An 18,396-nucleotide genomic window follows, 5' to 3' on the forward strand; every position below is an offset into this window, starting at 1 on the left:
CCCGACATCGGGACAGAGGCGAACAAGTTTCGCAACAATGACGGTGCGGGTCACCCCGTAACGGACGGGCGGCCCCGGCGCGGTGCGAACGCCGGGGCCGCCCTCTGGGGAGGAATGTCCGTTGGAAACGTGTTCCTACCCGTGTTGGCGACGGTACGCCGGAAAGTGTTACGGCGCGGTCAGTTCGCGCACCTCCAGCCCGCCGTCCGCGTACCGCGAGCGCACGACCTTCTTGTCGAACTTGCCCACGCTGGTCTTCGGCACCGCGTCGATGAACGCCCAGCGCTCCGGCAACTGCCAGCGGGCCACCGACGTGGCCAGGAAGTCCCGCAGCTCCTCCGCGGTGACCGAGGCGCCCTCGCGGACCACCACGGTGGCCAGCGGACGCTCGTCCCACCGCTCGTCCGGCACGCCCACCACGCACGCCTCCAGCACCGCCGGGTGCGCCATCAGGGCGTTCTCCAGCTCGACCGACGAGATCCACTCCCCGCCCGACTTGATCACGTCCTTCGCGCGGTCGGTCAGCGTGATGTAGCCGTCCGGCGAGAGCGTGCCGACGTCACCGGTACGCAGCCAACCGTCCCGGAACTTCTCCTCGTCCGGCACGTCGTCCCCGACGTACCGGGCGGTCACCCACGGCCCGCGGACCTCCAGCTCGCCCACGGACGTCCCGTCCGCGGGCAGCGGCTCGCCCAGCGGGCCGACGATCCGCGCGGCCACGCCAGCCGGCACCCGGCCCTGGGTGTAGCGGTAGCCCCACGCGTCGTCGCCGGTCGCGCCGGCCGGCGGGCGGGAGACCGAGCCGAGCGGGGACATCTCGGTCATGCCCCAGGCGTGGATGACCTCGATGCCGTGCCGGTCGTGGAACGCGTGCATCAGCGCCGGCGGGCAGGCCGAACCGCCGACGATCACCTCCGTCAGCGAGGACGTGTCCACGTCGTGGCTGTCCAGATAGGCCAGCAGGTCGGTCCAGATGGTCGGCACCGCGCCGGCCAGGGTGGGCCGCTCGGCGGCGATCATGGCGGCGATCGGCTCGGCCTGGAGGAAACGGTCCGGCATGATCAGCGAGGCGCCGGAGAGGAACGCCGCGTACGGCAGGCCCCAGGACATGGCGTGGAACATCGGCACGATGGCCAGTTCCCGGTCCTTCGGGCCGAGGCCGAAGCCCTCCGGCATGCACACCTGGAGCGAGTGCAGGTAGATCGAGCGGTGCGAGTAGGCCACGCCCTTGGGGTTGCCGGTGGTCCCGGAGGTGTAGCAGAGCGCCGCCGCGTCGCGCTCGTCCACCTCGGGCCAGTCGTAGCGGTCCGGGCGGTCGGCCAGCAGCGCGTCCCAGTGGTGCACGGTGATCCGGTCGCCGGCCGCGGCCAGCAGCGGGGCCGGGTCGCCACCGCCGACCACCACCACGTGCCGCACCGTGGTCATGTCGCCGATCACCCGGGCGAGCAGCGGGATGAGCGTGGTGTCGACCAGCACCACCCGGTCCTCGGCGTGGTTCGCGATGTAGACGACCTGGTCGGGGAAGAGCCGGATGTTGAGCGTGTGCAGCACCGCGCCCATGCTCGGCACCGCGAAGTAGGCCACCAGGTGCTCGTTGTTGTTCCACATGAACGTGGCGACCCGCTCGTCGCCGGTCACGCCGCACTCGTCGCGCAACGCGTGGGCCAACCGGGCGGCGGCGCGACCCACCTCGGCGTACGTCATCCGGCGGGGCTCGGCACCGGTCCAGGTGACCACCTCCGCCGCGCCGTGCACGGTGGAGCCGTGTTCGAGGATCCGGGCGACCTGGAGGGGGGCTTCCATCATCGTGCTACGCATGGGTAACAACGTAGTGTCGCCGGTCACACGAACGGAACCCCCCGGATCGGCCGAGCCCGGCCGGGATCGGTGCGTAGATTGTCCGGGTGAGCATCTCGTGGGCCGACTCGTACGTCGGGCAGCTCCGCGCCCTGGCCGGTGACCGCACCCTGATGTTCGTCGGCGCCCGCGCCGTGGTGCGCGACAACGCCGCCCGGGTGCTGCTGATCCAGCGCTCCGACAACGGCCAGTGGGCGCTGCCGGCCGGTGCGATGGAGCTGGGCGAGTCGATCGCCGACTGCGCGGTCCGGGAGGTCCGCGAGGAGACCGGCCTGCGCGCGCTGCGGGTCAGCGCGTTCGCGCTCTACACCGGCCCGGACCGCACCCACACCAACATGTACGGGCACACCTACCAGGTCTTCACCACCGCGTTCCGGGTCGACGAGTGGGACGGGGAGCTGTCCCGCTTCACCGACGAGACCACCGACGCCGGCTTCTTCCACCCGGACGAGTTCCCGACCCCGCTCTCGTCCAGCGTCCACGAGACGCTCGCCGACCTGGACGTCTTCGAGCAGACCAACCGCCTGATCCTCAAGTGACCCGGCGCCGGGCCGCCGGCGCCACCGGTCACAGCATCGTCTGCGACTTCGCCTCCATGTCGGCGGCGGCCTCGTCCTTCGACTCCTTCGGCAGCGGCTTGCCGCCCGGCGCGGCGGCCTTCCCGCCCAGCGGGTCCGCGCCGCCGGTCGAGCCCTGCGGGCCGGCGCCGCGCAGCTGGTGGTTCGGCATGGCGAGGGTGACCAGCACCGCCAGCACGGCGATCAGGCCGGTGGTCAGGAAGACCAGGTGCAGCGACTCGACGAACGACGCCTGGATCGCGGCGCGTACCGGACCGGGCAGGGCGAGGATGGTCGCCGGGTCGTTGATCGAGATGTTCTCCGTGCCGCCGGCCGCCACCGCCGCCCGTTGCTGCGGCGGGAGCTGGGCGATCGCGCCCGGCAGCCGGTCGGACAGCTCGGCGGTGAGCCGCGACGACAGCACCGCGCCCAGGATCGCCACCCCGAACGACCCGCCCAGCGACCGGAAGAACGTCGCGGACGAGGTGCCCGCGCCCAGGTCGCGGACGTCCACCGCGTTCTGCACCGCCAGGATCAACGACTGCATGCACAGGCCCAGCCCGACGCCGATCACCACCATGTAGCCGAACGCGGCCCAGAGCGAGGTGCCCACCTGGAGCTGCCGGAACAGCAGCATGCCGACCACCAGCACGGCCGCGCCGGCCACCGGGAACCACTTGTACCGGCCGATCCGGCTCATCGCCCGGCCGGTGACGATCGACGTGACGATGATGCCGGCCATCATCGGCAGCATCAGCAGGCCGCTGCGGGTCGGCGAGGCGCCCTTGACGATCTGGAGGTAGAGCGGGATGAAGATGATCGACCCGAACATCACCAGGCCGAGCACGAAGCCGGCCGAGTTGGCCAGCGCGAACGTCCGCTTGCGGAACAGCCGCAGCGGCAGGATCGGTTCCCGGGTCCGGGCCTCCTGGAGCAGGAACAGCACGCCCAGCACCGCGCCCGCCACGAACAGCCCGACGATCACGCCGGAGCCCCAGCCGTACTCGTTGCCACCCCAGCTCAGCGCCAACAGCAGGCAGCTCACGCCGGCGACCAGCAGCGCGGCGCCGACCCAGTCGACGGTGTGCTCGCGCCGCTGGAACGGCACCAGCCGCATGACGTGCCAGCAGACCACGATGGCGAGGATCGCCAGCGGCACGTTGATGTAGAAGATCCAGCGCCAGTTGGTCTCCGCGAAGTAGCCGCCCACCAACGGACCGGCCACCGACGACAGGCCGAACACGGCGCCGAACAGACCCTGGTAGCGGCCCCGCTCCCGGGGGGAGACCACGTCCGAGATGATGGTGAACGCCAGCGTCATCAGGCCACCCGCGCCCAGGCCCTGCACCCCCCGGGTGACGATCAGCTGGGTCATGTCCTGCGACAGGCCGGCCAGCAACGAGCCGAGCAGGAACGTGCCGATCGAGAAGAGGAAGACCGGCCGGCGTCCGTACAGGTCGGCCATCTTGCCGTAGAGCGGCGTCGAGGCGGTCGACGCCAGCAGGTACGCCGTCACCACCCAGGAGTAGTGGTTGATCCCGCCCAGCTCGCCGACGATGGTGGGCAACGCGGTGCCGACGATGGTCTGGTCGAGCGCCGCCAGCAGCATTCCGGTCATCAGACCGAACATCAGCAGGCGGATCTGGCGGGCGGGCAGGGCGGGACGAGCGGCCTGGGCGGTCATCCCGCTTCCTATCCCACCGGGGGCGGATCATGCCCCCGGTGGGTGGTCGGGTTTCAGCGGGCGGTGTGCCGGCCCTCGGCGAACTCCTCCACGATCTTGGCGCAGAACGCCGGCAGGTCGTCCGGCTTACGGCTGCTGACCAGGCCGTTGTCGGTGACGACCTCCTGGTCGACCCACGTGGCGCCGGCATTGGTGAGGTCGGTGCGCAGGCTCGGCCAGGAGGTGATGGTGCGGCCCCGCACCACGTCCGCCTCGACCAGCGTCCACGGGCCGTGGCAGATCACCCCGACCGGCTTGCCGGCGTCGAAGAACGCCTTCACGAACCGGACCGCCTCCGGGTCCGTCCGCAGGAAGTCCGGGTTCGCCACGCCGCCGGGCAGCACCAACCCGTCGTACGCCCCGGCGTCCGCCTCCTTGGTGGTGACGTCCACCTGGTACTGCTTGCCGTGGTCGAGGTGGTTGAAGGCCTGGATCGAGCCGGACTCGATGGAGACCAGCTCCACCTGGGCGCCGGCGTTCTCCACCGCCTCCCGGGGCTTGGTGTACTCGACCTCCTCGACGCCGTCGGCGGCCAGGAAGGCGATCCGCTTGCCCTGAAGTGTCGCTGCCATGCTGCTCTCTCCTCTCCGGGGTGTGTCTGCACGGTTCCCCCGGCCGATACCCCGAAACCGGACGCCGCCGGTGGCCCGCGTCGCACTCCCGCCCGCCCGGCGCGCAGGTTTGGCCGGTCGGTGCGGGGGGACCCGGAGGGGCATGGCAGGAGCAGCAGCGGAAGAGCGCCGGCTGGCCACCGTGGTGGCGAGCTGGCAGGGGCGTCCCGTGCTGGTCGTCGGCGACGCCATGCTGGACGAGTGGCGGTTCGCCGAGTCGGAGCGGCTCTGCCGGGAGGCGCCCGCACCGGTCCTCACCCTGCGCCGCCGGATCTCCGCGGCCGGCGGCGCCGCGAACACCGCGGTCAACGTCGCCGCCCTCGGCGGGCGGGCCGCGCTGGTCGCCCCGGTCGGCGCCGACGTGGCCGGTGACGAGCTGCACGACTGCCTGGACCGCGCGGCGGTCTGGGACCGGACGGTGAGCCAGCCCGGCCGTCCCACCCCGGTCAAGCGGCGGATGCTCGCCGGCAATCAGATCCTGCTCCGGGAGGACTCCGGCGGCCCAGAGGACGCGCTCGACGAAGACGGCGTGGCCCGCCTGCTGACCGCGCTGCACTGCGCCACCGAGGAGCTGCGCGCGGTGGCCGCCGGGCATCCGCTCACGCTGGTGGTCTGCGACTACGGACTGGGCGCGCTGCCCTCGGCGGTCCGCGCCTGGCTGGTCGCAAACCGGGACCGGTACGGCACGGTGGCGCTGGACGCACACGACCTGGCCGACTGGCGCGGGCTCAACCCGACCGTGGTGACCCCGAGCTTCGCCGAGGCGACCCGGCTGCTGGCCCGCGCCGCCGCCGGCTTCGCGCACGCCGAACGGGGTGCCGTCCGCGCTGGCGGCGACCTGCACCTCGACCACCCGGCGGAGGCCGACGGCCCGTCCGAGCTGGTGGTGGGCGCCGCGCCCGGCGGGGCCGGCGAGCGGACCACGGGCGGCCCGCACCCGACCTCCGGAGCGCCCGCCGCGACGGCCGCCACCGGCGGTCCGGCCGGGCCGACGGGTGAGCCGACGCCCGGTGAGGAGCGGGTGGCGTTGACCGGGGACGGTCTCAGCGTCACCGGCACCGGGGTGACGGTGAACGCGGCGGCCGGCGAGGGCGTGGACCGGGCGGTGCTGGCCGAGTCGCGCCTGCCCGAGCTGCGCGCCCACACCGGCGCGGACGTGGTGGCGGTCACCCTGGACACCGAGGGCGCGGTGGTCGGCGGCGCCGACGGCTCGCCCCGGCGCAGCCACAGCACCCCGGTCCCGGCGAGCCACGCGGTGGGCGCCGGGGACTCGTACCTGGCGGCCATGACGCTGGCGCTCGCCGCCGACGCGGGTCTGCCGACCGCCGCCCAGCTCGCCCAGCTCGCCGCGACCATCACGGTCGCCGACACCGGCACCTGCGTGTGCCGCCGGGAAGACCTGCTCGCCGCGCTGGGCACCGGCGGTGAGGAAGCCGGGCACCCGGCCCTGGTCGGCGCCGAGGAGCTGACCGCGCTCGTCGCCGACCACCGCCGGGCCGGCCGCTCGGTGGTGTTCACCAACGGCTGCTTCGACGTGCTGCACCCCGGGCACGTCCGCTACCTGACCCAGGCCCGCGCGCTCGGCGACCTGCTGATCGTGGCGGTCAACTCGGACGGCAGCGTGCGGCGGCTCAAGGGCCCGGACCGGCCGGTCAACCCGGTCGAGGACCGCATCGCCCTGCTGGCCGCGCTGGCCTGCGTCGACCACGTGGTGGTGTTCGAGGAGGACTCGCCGGCCCGCCTGATCGAGGCGGTCCGCCCGGACGTCTACGTCAAGGGCGGCGACTACCCGCCGGAGATGGTCCCGGAGGCGCCGCTGGTCCGCCGGCTGGGCGGCCAGGTGCGCACGCTCGGGTACGTGCCGGACCGCTCCACCTCGGCGATCATCGACCGCATCCGCGCCCAGGCGGCCAGCGAGCACCGTGAGGCCGCGCCCGACCCGCACCTTCCCGCCGTGGGCGAGGGCAGGCCGGCGTGACCCGACCGCTGGACCCGGGCACGCCCGAACAGTTCCGCCGGCCCCGCCGGCTGGACGTGCTGATCCCCACCCGCAACCGGCCGGCCGAGCTGGCGGTCACCCTCTCCGGGCTGGCCGCCCAGGAGGGTGTGCCCGGGTTCGGGGTGGTGGTCAGCGACCAGTCCGACGGGGAACCCGCGTACGCGCACCCGGCGGCGGCCACCATGGTGCGGGCGTTGCGCCACCGGGGGCACCCGGTGCTGCTGACCCGGCGGCTGCCCCGGCGCGGGCTGGCCGAGCACCGCTCCTACCTGCTGTCCCGGTCGGCGGCCGAGGCGGTGCTCTGCCTCGACGACGACGTGTGGCTGGAGCCGGGCGCCCTGTCCCGCCTGGTCACCGCGCTGGACGAGCTGGGCTGCGGGTTCGTCGGCAACGCCGTGCACGGGCTCTCCTACACCGACGACGTCCGCCCCGACACCCACCGGCACTACGAGGAGTGGCCGGGCCGGCCGGAGCCGGAGCGGATCCGCCCCGGCACCCCGGAGTGGCACCGGGCGTCGATCCACCCGGCGGCGAACCTGCTGCACGTCACCGAGAAGCTGGACCTGCCGGCGGGCGCGTGGCGGGCGTACAAAATCTCCTGGATCGGCGGCTGCGTGCTCTACGACCGGGCCAAGCTGGTCGAGTCCGGCGGCTTCGACTTCTGGGAGCGGCTGCCCGAGCGGCACCAGGGTGAGGACGTGGCCGCCCAGCTCGCCGTGCTGGAGCGCCACGGCGGCGCCGGTGTGCTACCCAGCGGGGCCTACCACCTGGAGTCGCCGACCACCGTCACCGAGCGGGACGTGGAGGCGTGGGAGGTCGTGCTCAGCGAGTCGACGGCGGAGGTGTGAGCAGCTCCCGGGCCGCCTCCACCACCTCGGCGACCGGCACGTCGGCCACGAACGACACCCGGTGCGGGCACTCGCCGTCGCCCGGGCGGTGCGGGTAGATCCCCGGCGTGCAGTCGACGCCGCAGACCGGGCAGAGCGTGGTCCAGGCGGCGATCGGGCGGTGCCGACCGCGCAGCGGAGAGGCCCCGTTGATCAGGTTGCCGACCCAGAAGATCCCGACGGTGGGCGCGCCCACCGCGGCGGCCAGGTGCAGCGGGCCGGTGTCGTTGGAGACCACCAGCGCGCAGTCCGCGTAGGCCGCGGCCAGCGCGCCGAGGCTGAGCGTGCCGACCTGCGGGCGCACCGGCACGCCGGCCGCCGCAACCACCGCGTCGACCGTCTCCCGCTCGGCCGGGGTGCCGGTGACCAGCACCTCGTACCCGTCCCCGGCCAGCGCCCGGGCGACCTCGGCGAAGCTCTCCGCCGGCCAGCGCCGCCGGGTGTCGGTCGCGCCCGGGTGCAGCGCCACCCGGGGCCGTTCGGGCGCGCCGAGCACCTCGACGGCCTCGGCCCGGTCGGCGTCGGTCACCGCCAGCGCCGGGGTGATCGTGATGGCCGGCGCCCCGACCAGGGCGGCCACCTCCAGATAGCGGATCACCTCGTGCTGGTAGTAGACGTAGCGCAGCCAACGGTCGAGCGGCGGCGCGCCGTCCGCCCGCAGCCCGGCGGTGACCCGGGCGCCGAGCCCGGTGACGAACGGGTTGGAGTTGGCCCCGCCGCCGTGCACCTGCAACGCCAGGTCGAACCGTTCGGTCCGGGCGGCGGCCAGGAACTCCGCCGGGTCCGCCGGGCTCTCGTCCGGGCCGGGGTCCCGGAGGCCGGGCGCGGGCGGCACCACCAGCACCCGGTCCACCGGGCCGGGCCGGTCGCGCCAGAGCGCCGCGTGCCACGGCGCGCCGAGCAGCACGATCTCCGCCGACGGGTACGCGGCCCGCAGCGCGTCCAGCGCCGGCAGCACGAAGATGAAGTCGCCGAGCGCGTTGGCGCGCAGCACGGCGATCCGCTCGACGTCCGGCACGCGCGCGCCGACCGGACCGAGCACCGAGGACGGCGACGGCTCCAGGTCGCGGCGCGGCGACAGACGCACCGAGCTGGGATCGTCGGGCGACGGCTCCGGGTCGCGGCGCGGCGACAGACGCGCCGAGCTGGAGTCGTCGGGCGGGGTGGTCACGCGGCCCCTACGGCCGGTCGATCTCGTCGACCGTGGTGTCCGGGTGGTGCAGCTCCCGGTCCGCGGCCGGGTCGGCCGGGCTCGGCGTACGGCCGGAGGTGGCGCGCGGGCCGGTGCGACCGACGGTGATGGTGCGCGGCGCGGGCCGGGCCGCCCGGGGCAGGTGCACCCGCAGCAGGCCGTGGTCCATCACCGCGTCGATCCGCTCCGGGTCCACCCGGGACGGCAGGTCGACGCGGTATTCGAAGCCGCGGGTGGTGAACCCGCCGGGGATGCCCTGGTCGGCGTTGACCTCGGCCTCCGAGCGGGCGCGTACGCACAGCTCGCGGTCGTCCAGCTCGACGGCCACCTCCTCGGGCGCCACGCCGGGCAGCCGGACGACCACCTCCCAGCCGTCGGCGACCTCGGCCATCTCCACGTCCGGGGTGCCGGAGCGGCCGCCGACCAGGCGGCTCAGCTCGGAGCGCAGTGACTGCAACTCGCCCATCGGGTCCCAGCCCTGCTGGCGTCCCCGCCAGCCCCGCTGTTCCGTCATCGCACGTCTCCGATCCGCTGGGTGGCCGAGGGGGGTCGCAGCGAGCTGGGCGCGTTGAGGTCGTGGTCCGGGTCGACCCCGACGCCGAGCCGGTCGACCAGCTCCCCGCCGAGCCACGCGCTGATGCCGAGGATCGCCACCGCGACCACCTCGATCGCGAACAGCGCGCCGCCGGCCGCCCGTGAGTCCGCGTTGAGCCGGACCGCCCAGACCGCGGCGAAGAGCAGGATCACCGCCACGTTGGCGGCGGCGTGGGTGAGCCCGACCCGCTTCGCGCGGGTGCCGGTGGGCAGGGCCAGCAGGTCGAAGGCGCCGGCCGCCGCGGCCAGCAGGCCGCCGATCAGCCCGACCGTGACGTTCCAGTACGCCACCTCGCCGAGGAAGTCCGGCCCGCCCACGATGTCGATCAGGTCGAAGATCACCGCGGTCACGAAGAGCCCGACCGGGAACATCACCAGCATCGGATGCACGGGATGGCCGAGCACCTTGAGTCGGCTCTCCATCACGGCCTCCATCCGTCGCGTCCGGACACGCGCTGCGATCCGGTCCCTACCCGTCGGCACCGGGGGCAAACCCGGCGTTCGACGCGCTCTCCTAGGCTGACCCTGGCGGATCCCGGCCCGTTGCGGGCCGAAACCGTCGTCAAGGTCAACGGACGGGGGAGGAAGACGTGACGACAAGGGAGATCACCAACCCTGAGGAACTGCGCGACCTGCTGGGCGCGCCGATGCCCCGGGCGGTGACGAAGGAACGCCGTACGCTGCACGCCCGCGACCGGGAGTGGCTGGCCGCCTCACCGTTCTGCCTGATCGCCACCGCCGGCGCGGACGGCAGCTGCGACGTCTCGCCGAAGGGCGACCCGCCCGGTTTCGCGCTCGTGCTCGACGACACCACCATCGCCATCCCGGAGCGGCCCGGCAACCGGCGGGCCGACGGCTACCGCAACATCCTGGCCAATCCGCACGTCGGGCTGATCTTCCTGATCCCCGGCCGCACCGACACGCTGCGGATCAACGGCCGGGCCCGGCTGGTCGGCGACGCGCCCTGGTTCGCCGACATGGAGGTCAAGGGCCACCGGCCGGTGCTCGCCGTGGAGGTGGCGGTCGAGCAGATCTTCTACCACTGCGCGAAGGCGTTCCTCCGCTCCGCGCTGTGGCAGCCGGAGACCTGGCAGCCGGACGTGCTGCCGTCCCGGCCCCGGCTGGTCAAGGAGGTGGAGGCGGTGGCGGAGAGTCTGGCCGACCTGGAACGGCACTACGGCCCGGGCTACGCCAGAACCCTCTACACCTGACCCACGCCGCCCGCCCGGGCGGGTCGGTCAGCTGGGTGGCGTGAAACGTGTCGGCACCCCGACGTCCGACAACGCCCGGGCGAGGTGCGGGGCCGTGGTCCGGACGTAGGCCGCGCCGATGTGCGAACCTCCGCGGTAGATGAGGACGTTGCCGAACACCACCGGGCACCGGTCCGTCGGGCAGAGAGCGTCGAACAGGTCGATCATCTTGACCCCGGGCAGCCCGGCCACCGCCTTCCGCTGCATCTGGTAGGACGGGTCCTGGTCGTGGCGCGCGCGGTCGAACGCGCAGGCCGACAGGCGCTTCCGGTTCTTGTCGGCGCACGGCACGGCCGGCCCCGGGTAGGGGTTGTTGGCCATCACGACGATCTTGACCCCCGCGGACTGGAGTTTCTTCCACGACGACCGGACGCCCGCGATCATCGCGTCGACCGTCGGCCCCTTGCCGGCCGCGTCGAGGGCGGTCGCCGCGGACTGGGAGGTGACCACGTAGTCCGGGCGCTCCTGAACCAGCCTGTCGAGCAGCGTCCGGTTCCACTCGATGCAGTCGGCGTTGGGCAGCCCGGACCCGTCGCCCTTCATGACCTGGGCGCTGGTGAACGCACAACCCGCCTTGGCGTTGACCACCACCTTCCAGTCGTTCTGCTCGGCGAGCACCTGGAACGCCGGCAGCCACTGGTCCATCTTCGAGTCACCCACCAGAGCGACGGTGGTCGCCCCGTTCGGGTTGCCGTAGGTGCAGGACAGGACCTCGGCGCCGAGGACCTCCTGGAAGCACTTGTCCTTCTTGGTGTCGGGCACGTCCAGAAAACCCTGCCGGATCCGCAGCGGATCCGGCGTGATGACATCGAACTGCTCCGGGACCGGACCGATCGGGGCGATGCCGGGGGTGGTCGACAGCAACGCGGCACCCGGCGCGTACCGGTTCTTGGTCGGCGTCGCCGCGGCCGCCCACGCGCCGATCAGGAGCAGGGCGAGGCCGGCGCAGATCCCGGCCAGGGTGAAGTTGCCGCCGAGACTCAGCGCGAGACGCGGCGAGGTGGAGATCTTGCGCGAGTAGCGGAGGGGGTTCTCCACCAGTCGGAAGGTGAGCCAGGCGGGCACGACCGACGCGGCCGCCACCAGCAGGCCCCGGGTCAACGACAGGTTCCCCCAGTAGGCCTCGGCCACGACGAGCATCGGCCAGTGCCACAGGTAGAGCGAGTACGACAGGTCACCGACCCACCGGAACGGACTCGTGCCGAGGAGCAGGACCGGACCACGCGAGCCCGCCGCCGCACCCGCCGCGATCACCGCCGCCGCGCCGAGCGTGGGCAGCGCGGCCGCGTACCCGGGCCATGCCGTCTTCGCCGTCACCAGCAGCGCCGCCGCCACGATCGCGGCGAGCCCGAGCCATCCCAGGACGAGCGCCGCCGCCCGCGGCATCCGCGCTGCCCGGACCGCGATCAGCGCGATGCCCGCACCGACGGCGAGTTCCCACAGCCGGGTCGTGGAGACGAAGAACGCACGCGCCGGGGAGTTCGCCGTCTCCAGGATCGACCAGACGAACGACGGCACCGCCAGGACCGCGAGACCGACCCAGAGGACCGGACGCACGTTCGACCGCCGGAGCGTGCGCGCCGCGAGGATCGCCAGCACGATCAGCAACGGCCAGAGCAGGTAGAACTGCTCCTCGACGGCCAGCGACCAGAAGTGCTGCACCGGCGAGGTCACGGCGTTGTCGGCGGCGAGGTAGTCGACGGCGCGGTCGGCGAAGCGCCAGTTGACCACGTATACCGCCGCGGCGGCGATGTCGCCGCCGATGACCTGCCAGTCGCTACGGGGCACGAACAGCCACACCGCCGCCGCGGTGGCCGCGAGCACCACCGTCGCGGCGGGCAGGATCCGCTTCGCCCGCCGTGCGTAGAAACCGATCAGGGAGAGCCGGCCGGTCCGCTCGATCTCGTTGACGATCTGCCCGGTGATGAGGAAGCCGGAGATCACGAAGAAGACGTCCACGCCGACGAAGCCGCCGGGGAGGAACGACCACCCGGCGTGGTAGAGCAGCACCAGCCCGACCGCCACGGCACGGAGCCCGGCGACGTCCGCCCGGAAGCGGCTGGGCGTCGACTCCCGCCGCGGCTCGTGTCCGGACGCCGCGCCCGCTCTGGGGGCCGGGACACCAGACCCCTCGAGGGGGAGACCTTCCCGTGCGGCAACTCTCGTCAACTCCGGGGAAGTCATCGCGGTCCTCAAAAGTCTCAGGGCACTGGCCAGGGAACGATAGCGGCTCGTCAGGTGAGCGGGCAATTGTGGTCGATCCGCGTCGGCGGCCCCGTCGAGACATTCGGCGGGCGTCCGGTTAGGCCTGATCTGCGGGGGTACCGATCCCGGTGCAGACGACGGGACGCAAAGGAGTGGTCATGACCAGGAAGGTCGAGAAGTCCATCGACGTCGACGTGCCGGTCACCACCGCGTACAACCAGTGGACCCAGTTCGAGGAGTTTCCCCGGTTCATGGGTGGCGTGCGCGAGGTGCGCCAGCTGGACGACCGGCGGACGCACTGGATCGCCGAGATCGCGGGCGTGCAACGCGAGTGGGACGCCACCATCGTCGAGCAGGTGCCGGACCGGACGGTGGCCTGGGCGGCCACCGACGGCACCACCAACGCGGGCACGGTCCGCTTCGCGCCGCTCGACACCGAACGCACCCAGGTCCACCTGCTCCTGGAGTACGAGCCGGAGGGGCTGGTCGAGCAGGCCGGCGAGCGGTTGCACCTGGTGGACCGGCAGGCCGAGTCCGACCTGGCGCGGTTCAAGGAGTACATCGAGGGCCGGCAGGTGGAGTCCGGCGGGTGGCGCGGCACGATCGCTCCGGGCGGCCTCCCCGACCCGTCCGAGGAGGCCGACCTGCCCGATCCGGCGGCGCGGCACCGTGCGGACACCGACGAGGAACCGCCGCCGCCGGAGACCGAGCCCGAGGAGGCGACGGCTCGGATCCCGGCCTCGCGGGGCGCCGACAGCCCGCGATAGACCTTTCTTCCTCCCTGCCGGAGTGGGCCCGGCGGACCGGCCGCGTGGCCGTGCCCGCCGGGCCCGCTTCGTTCCGCGTATTCACGCTTGCCGCTCCCGCCGCGGGCGGCGAGACTCCGGGGCGTGGATCTCGACCGGATCGTCGCCGCCCTGGACCGCCTGTTCGAACTCGACACGGCGCCGCCGGACACCGCGATGGCCCGCCACCTGCCCCGCGTCCACGAGGAGGTCGGCACCGACTGGCGGGGCTTCGTCGAGCCCAGGTTCGCCGAGCGTTTCAACGGGTTGATGCGGCGCGGACGGCCCGACGTCGGAACCGTGTACGGCGCCTGCTTCCCGTCGGCCGAGGTGCTCGACGCCTGGCTGGCCGTGGCCGAGCCGGGTGACCTGCTGGTCACCCACCACCCCATCGACGTCCGCAACGGCTCCCCGGAGGACGACACCTGGGCGGAGGGCTTCGTACCCATCGACCCGGCGCGGCTGCGGGCCGTGGCCGAACGAGGGCTCTCCCTGTATTCCTGCCACGCGCCGATGGACGTCTCGCTGCGGGTCGGGACGGCCGCCGCCGTGGTGGAGGCGCTGGACGGCACCGTCGTCGACCGGTTCTGGCCGTACGGCGACGGCCACGCCGGGCTGGTGGCCGACGTCCCACCGGTCAGCTCCGCCGCGCTCGTGCGGCGGGCGCGGGAGCTGTTCGGCGTGACCACCGTCGAGGTGGAGGGCGCCACCCGGGACGTCGTGACCCGGGTGGCGGTGGTCGGCGGCATCGGCGACCACGTCGAGCAGATGGCGCTCGCCGAACGACTCGGCGCGCAGGCGTACCTCACCGGCGAGCTGCACGTCCGAATCGAGGGCGAGTACGGGCGGAGCAAGTTCGCCGCCGTCCGGGCCTTCGCCGCCACCACCGGCATGACCCTGATCGGGGTCTCCCACGCGGCCAGCGAGCACCTGGTCGTCGAGACCCAGTTGCGTCGCTGGTTCGCCGAGGAGCTCGGGCTCACCCTGCACCCGATCCGGGAACCGCGCTGGTGGCGGTGACCGGTCACCGGCGGCCGGCGAGCACCGCCTCCGCGTACTCCCAGAGCCGGTCGGCGGCGGCCGGGTCGACGGCGTGGGCCGCCACCCCGCCGGTCGCCTCCGGACCGCCGGCGACCACGTCGGCCTCCTGGTTGTCGTCGAAGTAACGACCGGTGACGCCCTCGACCAGCGGCGACGCGGCGAGCAGCACGGACGTCGCCGCCCCCTGGGCGGCCGTCTTGTAGTAGGGCTGCTCGATGCGGTTGCCCGCCTCGTCCATCGCCCCGAAGGCGCGCAGCGTCTCGTCGTCCATGTGGCGCTGGAGGTTCGTGGTGATGAAGCCCGGGTTCAACGCGTTGGCGGTGATCCCGTCGCCACCCCACCGGCGGGCGATACCCACCGCGAGCAGGACCTCGGCGGTCTTCGACCGGCCGTACGCGGCCCAGGTGTCGTACGGCTGCCGCTCGAACTGCGGGTCGTCGAAGTCGAACGCCTCCCGCAGGTGCGCGCCGGAGCTGACCAGCACCACCCGGGCCGACCCGGCCGCCCGCAGGTGCGGGTGCAGGCCCCGGACGAGCGCGAAGTGGCCCAGGTAGTTGGTGGCCAACTGGAGTTCCCACCCCTCGGCGGTGAGCTGCCGGGCGGGAATCGCCATCACGCCCGCATTGGCGACCAGCGCGTGCAGCGGGCCGTCCCAGCCGGCGAGGAACGCGTCCACCGAGGTCAGGTCCGCCAGGTCGAGCGCGGCGGCGTGGACGCGGCCGGCGAACTCCGCCACCAGCGGCTCCGCCCGGGCCGGAGCACGGGTGGCGACCGTGACCTCCGCGCCCGCGCCGGCGAGCGCCCGGACCGTCTCGGTGCCGATACCGGAGGCTCCGCCCGTGACGATCATGCGGCGGCCGGTCAGGTCGACGCCGTCGAGGATCTCGGCCGCCGTGGTGCGGGCCGTGAACGGGGTGCTCAGTCGGAAGGTCTCTGTCATGACCTCCACGCTAGGGGCGGGACCGCTGGACTGTCCGTACTCTGGAATCCGCCACTCTTTAGCGGGCGTCCAGGGAGGGAGGTCGCGTGGATCCGCTGGACGACGTGCTCGCGCTGCTCGACACGACGAGCCACGTCTCGGCCGCCCTGTCCGCCGGCGGGCGCTGGGCGGTGCGCTTCGACCCGCCGACCGGGGTCAAGTTCAACGCCGTACGGCGCGGACGCTGCCTGCTGCGGGTGGACGCCGCGCCGGAGCCGGTGCCGCTCGACGAGGGCGACTGCTTCCTGCTGACCCGGCCGGTCGGCTACACCCTGGCCAGCGACCCCGACGTGCCGGCCGAACCGGCCGGACCGATCTTCCGGGCGGCGGCCGACGGGCCGGCCCGGGCCGGCTCCGGCGACGAGGTCCTGCTGGTCGGCGGCGCGTTCTCCTTCACCGACCGTTCCCGTGACCTGCTGCTGGACGGCCTTCCACCGGTCATCCACGTGCCCGCGACGACGAAGGAGGCGGAAACCGTCAGGTGGGCGGTCGGGGAGATCGACGCCGAACTCCGCCAGGGTCGCCCCGGCGGACGGCTGGTCGCCGAACACCTCGCGCTGGTCATGCTGATCCGGATCCTGCGCCTGCACCTCGACCGGGGAACCCCGTCCGGCTGGCTGGCCGGTCTGACCGACCCCGTGGTGGCCCCGGCCCTGCGGGCGATGCACGCCCACCCGGAACGGCCGTGGACCGTGGCGGCGGTGGCCCGCTCCGCCACCGTGTCCCGCTCGACCCTGGCCGCCCGGTTCAAGCAGGTGGTCGGGTGCGGCCCGCTGGAATACCTCACCGGGTGGCGGATCGAGCTGGCCGCCGACCGGCTCCGCCGCTCCGAGGACACCGTGGCCACCATCGCCCGCGCCGTCGGGTACGGCTCGGAGAGCGCGCTGAGCGTGGCGTTCAAGCGGGTCACCGGGCTCTCGCCCCGGGCGTACCGGAACCGGACGGCCTGACGCCCGCCGACGGTCTCCCGCCCTACCTGGTCTGCTCCAGCGCAGCCCGGGCCGCGTCGACGAAGGAGTCCCGGCGCCTCGCCCGTTCCTCGATCGCGGTACGTCGCCACGGCCCGTGGACGTCAGCCGGCGCAACGCCGTCCGACTCCGCGGCGACCTCGCCGACCAGTCGCCGCTGCTCACGGGACTCGCCGTTGATGCTCGCGGTGACCAGCTCCGCCTCCCGGGCGACCTCCTCCGGCCCTTCGAGCAGGACGATGTTGTACGCCTCGTCGAGACCCCGCAGCGCCTGGTACGTCTCCCCGTGGCCCGCCCCACTCTCCTGCCGCCAGTTCCGGTCGAGACTGCGGTACGCCTGGTCGCACGCGCCGAGGAACCCGACGTACGCGTCCCGGCGCCGCTGCGCCCTCTCCGTCGCTCGCTGCTCCGCCCGCTCCTCCCGAGCCCCGGTGAGATGGCTCGTGACCTGGCGACGGGCGGCCCACGCACCGATCACCCCGGTCATCCCGGCGGCGGCCAGAGTGGACATGGAGGTGATCAGCGCTACGGCGACCGTGTCCTGCACGCCATTCATGATCGCCCATCGGGCGGGCACGGGCAGGCCTCCGGCCCTCGCCGGCACGGCGGTCAGCCTGATCGGCTAACCCTGTAGGTCTGCTTGTGGCGTCCAACCGTGGCGACGGTCCGCGGGCGGGGGCCAGATCGGGACGAACGCGTCCTCCGGCCAGTCCGGCGGCACCGTGCGACTGAGGGACATGAACACCGGACCGTGCGGGGTGTCGACACGCCAGTTCTCCCACTGGTCCAGATCGTGCGACGCGAACCGGGCCAGCAACCGCACCAGCTCCCGGACCTCCGCGTCGGTCAGCGGCCCGCCCGGATCCACGCTCTCCATGCGGCCACGATCCCAGACCACGCCGACCGGCGGCGATACGGTCGATCCGGCTGCCCTCGCCGCCGGCCTGGCCCGCAACCGGGCAGAAGCCTCCTGCACTGACCATGATCCGACCCGTCGGGAGTACGGAATGAGCCTCGACATCGCGGTCACGGCCGCTGACCCGGCCACCAGCGGCCCTGTTAGCTTCGCTGGCATGACTGAGCAGATCACCGCCGGGCAGTTCCACGAGGCCGACGGTGTCGAGGACTGGCGGTCCCTCTACCACCTGGTCTCGGCCCACTTCCGGACCGGTTCGCTGGCCGACGGCGTTGCGCTCGTCGACGAGATCGGTCAGCTCGCCGGCGAGACCGAGCAGCAGTACCTGAGTATCGACCTGCGCTCCACCGGCGTCACCGTGTCCCTGTCCCGGCGCGACATCGGGCTGGCCCGCCGGATCTCGGCCGCCGCCAGGGCACTGGACATCCCCGCCGACCCGACCGCCGTGCAGCTCATCAACGTCACCCTCGACGCACTCGTCAGCGCGGAGGTGCTGCCGTTCTGGCGGGCACTGCTCGGATACCGCCAGATCGGCGACGACTACCTGGCCGACCCGGCACGTCGCGGCCCAGGCTTCGGGTTCCAGACCATGGACGCGGCGCGTCCGCAACGCAACCGCATGCACCTCGATGTCGCCGTCCCACACGATCAAGCCGAGGCCCGCGTCGCCGCCGCCCTGGCCGCGGGCGGCCACCTCGTCTCCGACGCGCACGCGCCGAAGTGGTGGATCCTCGCCGACGCCGAGGGCAACGAGGCATGCGTCGCCACCTGGGTCGGCCGCGAGTAGCGCCGTCCCGATCACACTTCCAGCCCCGACACCACCGGTCCACAG

At 73.3% G+C, this 18,396-nt stretch carries 17 protein-coding genes and 1 pseudogene; 8 read left to right on the top strand and 10 right to left on the bottom strand.

Annotation, left to right across the window (positions count from 1 at the left end):
* Positions 1 to 168 precede the first annotated feature (168 nt).
* Positions 169 to 1,818, bottom strand: coding sequence for a fatty acid--CoA ligase (locus GA0070622_RS31060; RefSeq protein WP_091583394.1), 1,650 nt, complete (start codon positions 1,816 to 1,818; stop codon positions 169 to 171).
* A gap of 86 nt (positions 1,819 to 1,904) precedes the next feature.
* On the opposite strand from GA0070622_RS31060, the gene GA0070622_RS31065 reads away from it, so the two are divergent.
* Positions 1,905 to 2,396: an NUDIX domain-containing protein gene (locus tag GA0070622_RS31065; RefSeq protein ID WP_091583400.1), complete on the top strand. Its 492-nt coding sequence runs from the start codon at positions 1,905 to 1,907 to the stop codon at positions 2,394 to 2,396.
* Positions 2,397 to 2,424: 28 nt separating this feature from the next.
* Here GA0070622_RS31065 and GA0070622_RS31070 read toward each other — a convergent pair whose 3' ends face one another.
* Together GA0070622_RS31070 and GA0070622_RS31075 are read right to left on the bottom strand one after the other, a co-directional pair.
* Positions 2,425 to 4,098: an MDR family MFS transporter gene (locus tag GA0070622_RS31070; protein ID WP_091583402.1), complete on the bottom strand. Its 1,674-nt coding sequence runs from the start codon at positions 4,096 to 4,098 to the stop codon at positions 2,425 to 2,427.
* 53 nt (positions 4,099 to 4,151) lie between these two features.
* Positions 4,152 to 4,709 (bottom strand): type 1 glutamine amidotransferase domain-containing protein, encoded by a 558-nt coding sequence (locus tag GA0070622_RS31075; RefSeq protein ID WP_091583405.1) that lies wholly within the window; start codon positions 4,707 to 4,709, stop codon positions 4,152 to 4,154.
* A gap of 142 nt (positions 4,710 to 4,851) precedes the next feature.
* On the opposite strand from GA0070622_RS31075, the gene rfaE2 reads away from it, so the two are divergent.
* Both rfaE2 and GA0070622_RS31085 read left to right on the top strand, forming a co-directional pair.
* Complete coding sequence (rfaE2, locus tag GA0070622_RS31080) at positions 4,852 to 6,726, top strand: D-glycero-beta-D-manno-heptose 1-phosphate adenylyltransferase (RefSeq protein ID WP_245666928.1); 1,875 nt, start codon at positions 4,852 to 4,854, stop codon at positions 6,724 to 6,726.
* Positions 6,723 to 7,595, top strand: coding sequence for a glycosyltransferase family 2 protein (locus GA0070622_RS31085; RefSeq protein ID WP_091583409.1), 873 nt, complete (start codon positions 6,723 to 6,725; stop codon positions 7,593 to 7,595). The genes rfaE2 and GA0070622_RS31085 overlap by 4 nt, the downstream gene beginning before the upstream one ends.
* On the opposite strand, the gene GA0070622_RS31090 is transcribed toward GA0070622_RS31085, so the two are convergent.
* The 3 genes from GA0070622_RS31090 to GA0070622_RS31100 all read right to left on the bottom strand — a co-directional run bounded on the left by GA0070622_RS31090 (position 7,570) and on the right by GA0070622_RS31100 (position 9,843).
* Positions 7,570 to 8,676, bottom strand: a complete 1,107-nt coding sequence (locus GA0070622_RS31090) for a glycosyltransferase family 9 protein (RefSeq protein ID WP_176710619.1) — start codon at positions 8,674 to 8,676, stop codon at positions 7,570 to 7,572. The genes GA0070622_RS31085 and GA0070622_RS31090 overlap by 26 nt on opposite strands.
* Positions 8,677 to 8,812: 136 nt before the next feature.
* On the bottom strand, positions 8,813 to 9,340 hold the full coding sequence (locus tag GA0070622_RS31095; protein ID WP_091583413.1) for an Hsp20/alpha crystallin family protein: 528 nt from the start codon (positions 9,338 to 9,340) through the stop codon (positions 8,813 to 8,815).
* Positions 9,337 to 9,843 carry a DUF2231 domain-containing protein gene (locus GA0070622_RS31100; protein WP_091584301.1) on the bottom strand — a complete coding sequence of 169 codons (507 nt, stop codon included), beginning with the start codon at positions 9,841 to 9,843 and terminating at the stop codon, positions 9,337 to 9,339. The genes GA0070622_RS31095 and GA0070622_RS31100 overlap by 4 nt, the downstream gene beginning before the upstream one ends.
* A gap of 167 nt (positions 9,844 to 10,010) precedes the next feature.
* Here GA0070622_RS31100 and GA0070622_RS31105 point away from each other — a divergent pair, with 167 nt between their 5' ends.
* A complete protein-coding gene (locus GA0070622_RS31105; protein ID WP_091583417.1) occupies positions 10,011 to 10,631 on the top strand; it encodes a pyridoxamine 5'-phosphate oxidase family protein in 621 nt (206 codons plus the stop codon).
* 27 nt (positions 10,632 to 10,658) lie between these two features.
* On the opposite strand, the gene GA0070622_RS31110 is transcribed toward GA0070622_RS31105, so the two are convergent.
* Entirely contained in the window at positions 10,659 to 12,854 is a 2,196-nt protein-coding gene (locus GA0070622_RS31110) for an acyltransferase family protein (RefSeq protein WP_091583422.1), read from the bottom strand.
* Positions 12,855 to 13,033: 179 nt separating this feature from the next.
* Here GA0070622_RS31110 and GA0070622_RS31115 point away from each other — a divergent pair.
* Positions 13,034 to 13,480: pseudogene (locus GA0070622_RS31115) on the top strand (SRPBCC family protein); the annotation flags it as partial.
* A 285-nt stretch (positions 13,481 to 13,765) separates the two neighbouring features.
* Complete coding sequence (locus GA0070622_RS31120; RefSeq protein WP_091583431.1) at positions 13,766 to 14,680, top strand: Nif3-like dinuclear metal center hexameric protein; 915 nt, start codon at positions 13,766 to 13,768, stop codon at positions 14,678 to 14,680.
* A gap of 4 nt (positions 14,681 to 14,684) precedes the next feature.
* Here the strand turns inward: GA0070622_RS31120 and GA0070622_RS31125 are convergent, their stop codons facing one another.
* On the bottom strand, positions 14,685 to 15,641 hold the full coding sequence (locus tag GA0070622_RS31125) for an SDR family NAD(P)-dependent oxidoreductase (protein WP_091584305.1): 957 nt from the start codon (positions 15,639 to 15,641) through the stop codon (positions 14,685 to 14,687).
* Positions 15,642 to 15,727: 86 nt separating this feature from the next.
* Here GA0070622_RS31125 and GA0070622_RS31130 point away from each other — a divergent pair, with 86 nt between their 5' ends.
* Positions 15,728 to 16,630, top strand: coding sequence for an AraC family transcriptional regulator (locus tag GA0070622_RS31130; protein WP_091583434.1), 903 nt, complete (start codon positions 15,728 to 15,730; stop codon positions 16,628 to 16,630).
* Between the two features lie 22 nt (positions 16,631 to 16,652).
* Here the strand turns inward: GA0070622_RS31130 and GA0070622_RS31135 are convergent, their stop codons facing one another.
* Together GA0070622_RS31135 and GA0070622_RS31140 are read right to left on the bottom strand one after the other, a co-directional pair.
* On the bottom strand, positions 16,653 to 17,195 hold the full coding sequence (locus GA0070622_RS31135) for a hypothetical protein (RefSeq protein ID WP_141684651.1): 543 nt from the start codon (positions 17,193 to 17,195) through the stop codon (positions 16,653 to 16,655).
* 75 nt (positions 17,196 to 17,270) lie between these two features.
* The gene (locus GA0070622_RS31140) at positions 17,271 to 17,525 is read right to left on the bottom strand and encodes a hypothetical protein (protein WP_091583442.1); all 255 of its coding nucleotides are present in this window, start codon (positions 17,523 to 17,525) and stop codon (positions 17,271 to 17,273) included.
* A gap of 196 nt (positions 17,526 to 17,721) precedes the next feature.
* On the opposite strand from GA0070622_RS31140, the gene GA0070622_RS31145 reads away from it, so the two are divergent.
* Positions 17,722 to 18,351, top strand: coding sequence for a VOC family protein (locus GA0070622_RS31145; RefSeq protein WP_091583446.1), 630 nt, complete (start codon positions 17,722 to 17,724; stop codon positions 18,349 to 18,351).
* Positions 18,352 to 18,396 lie beyond the last annotated feature (45 nt).

The sequence above is a fragment of the Micromonospora sediminicola genome, from assembly GCF_900089585.1.
Taxonomy (GTDB): Bacteria; Actinomycetota; Actinomycetes; order Mycobacteriales; family Micromonosporaceae; genus Micromonospora; species Micromonospora sediminicola.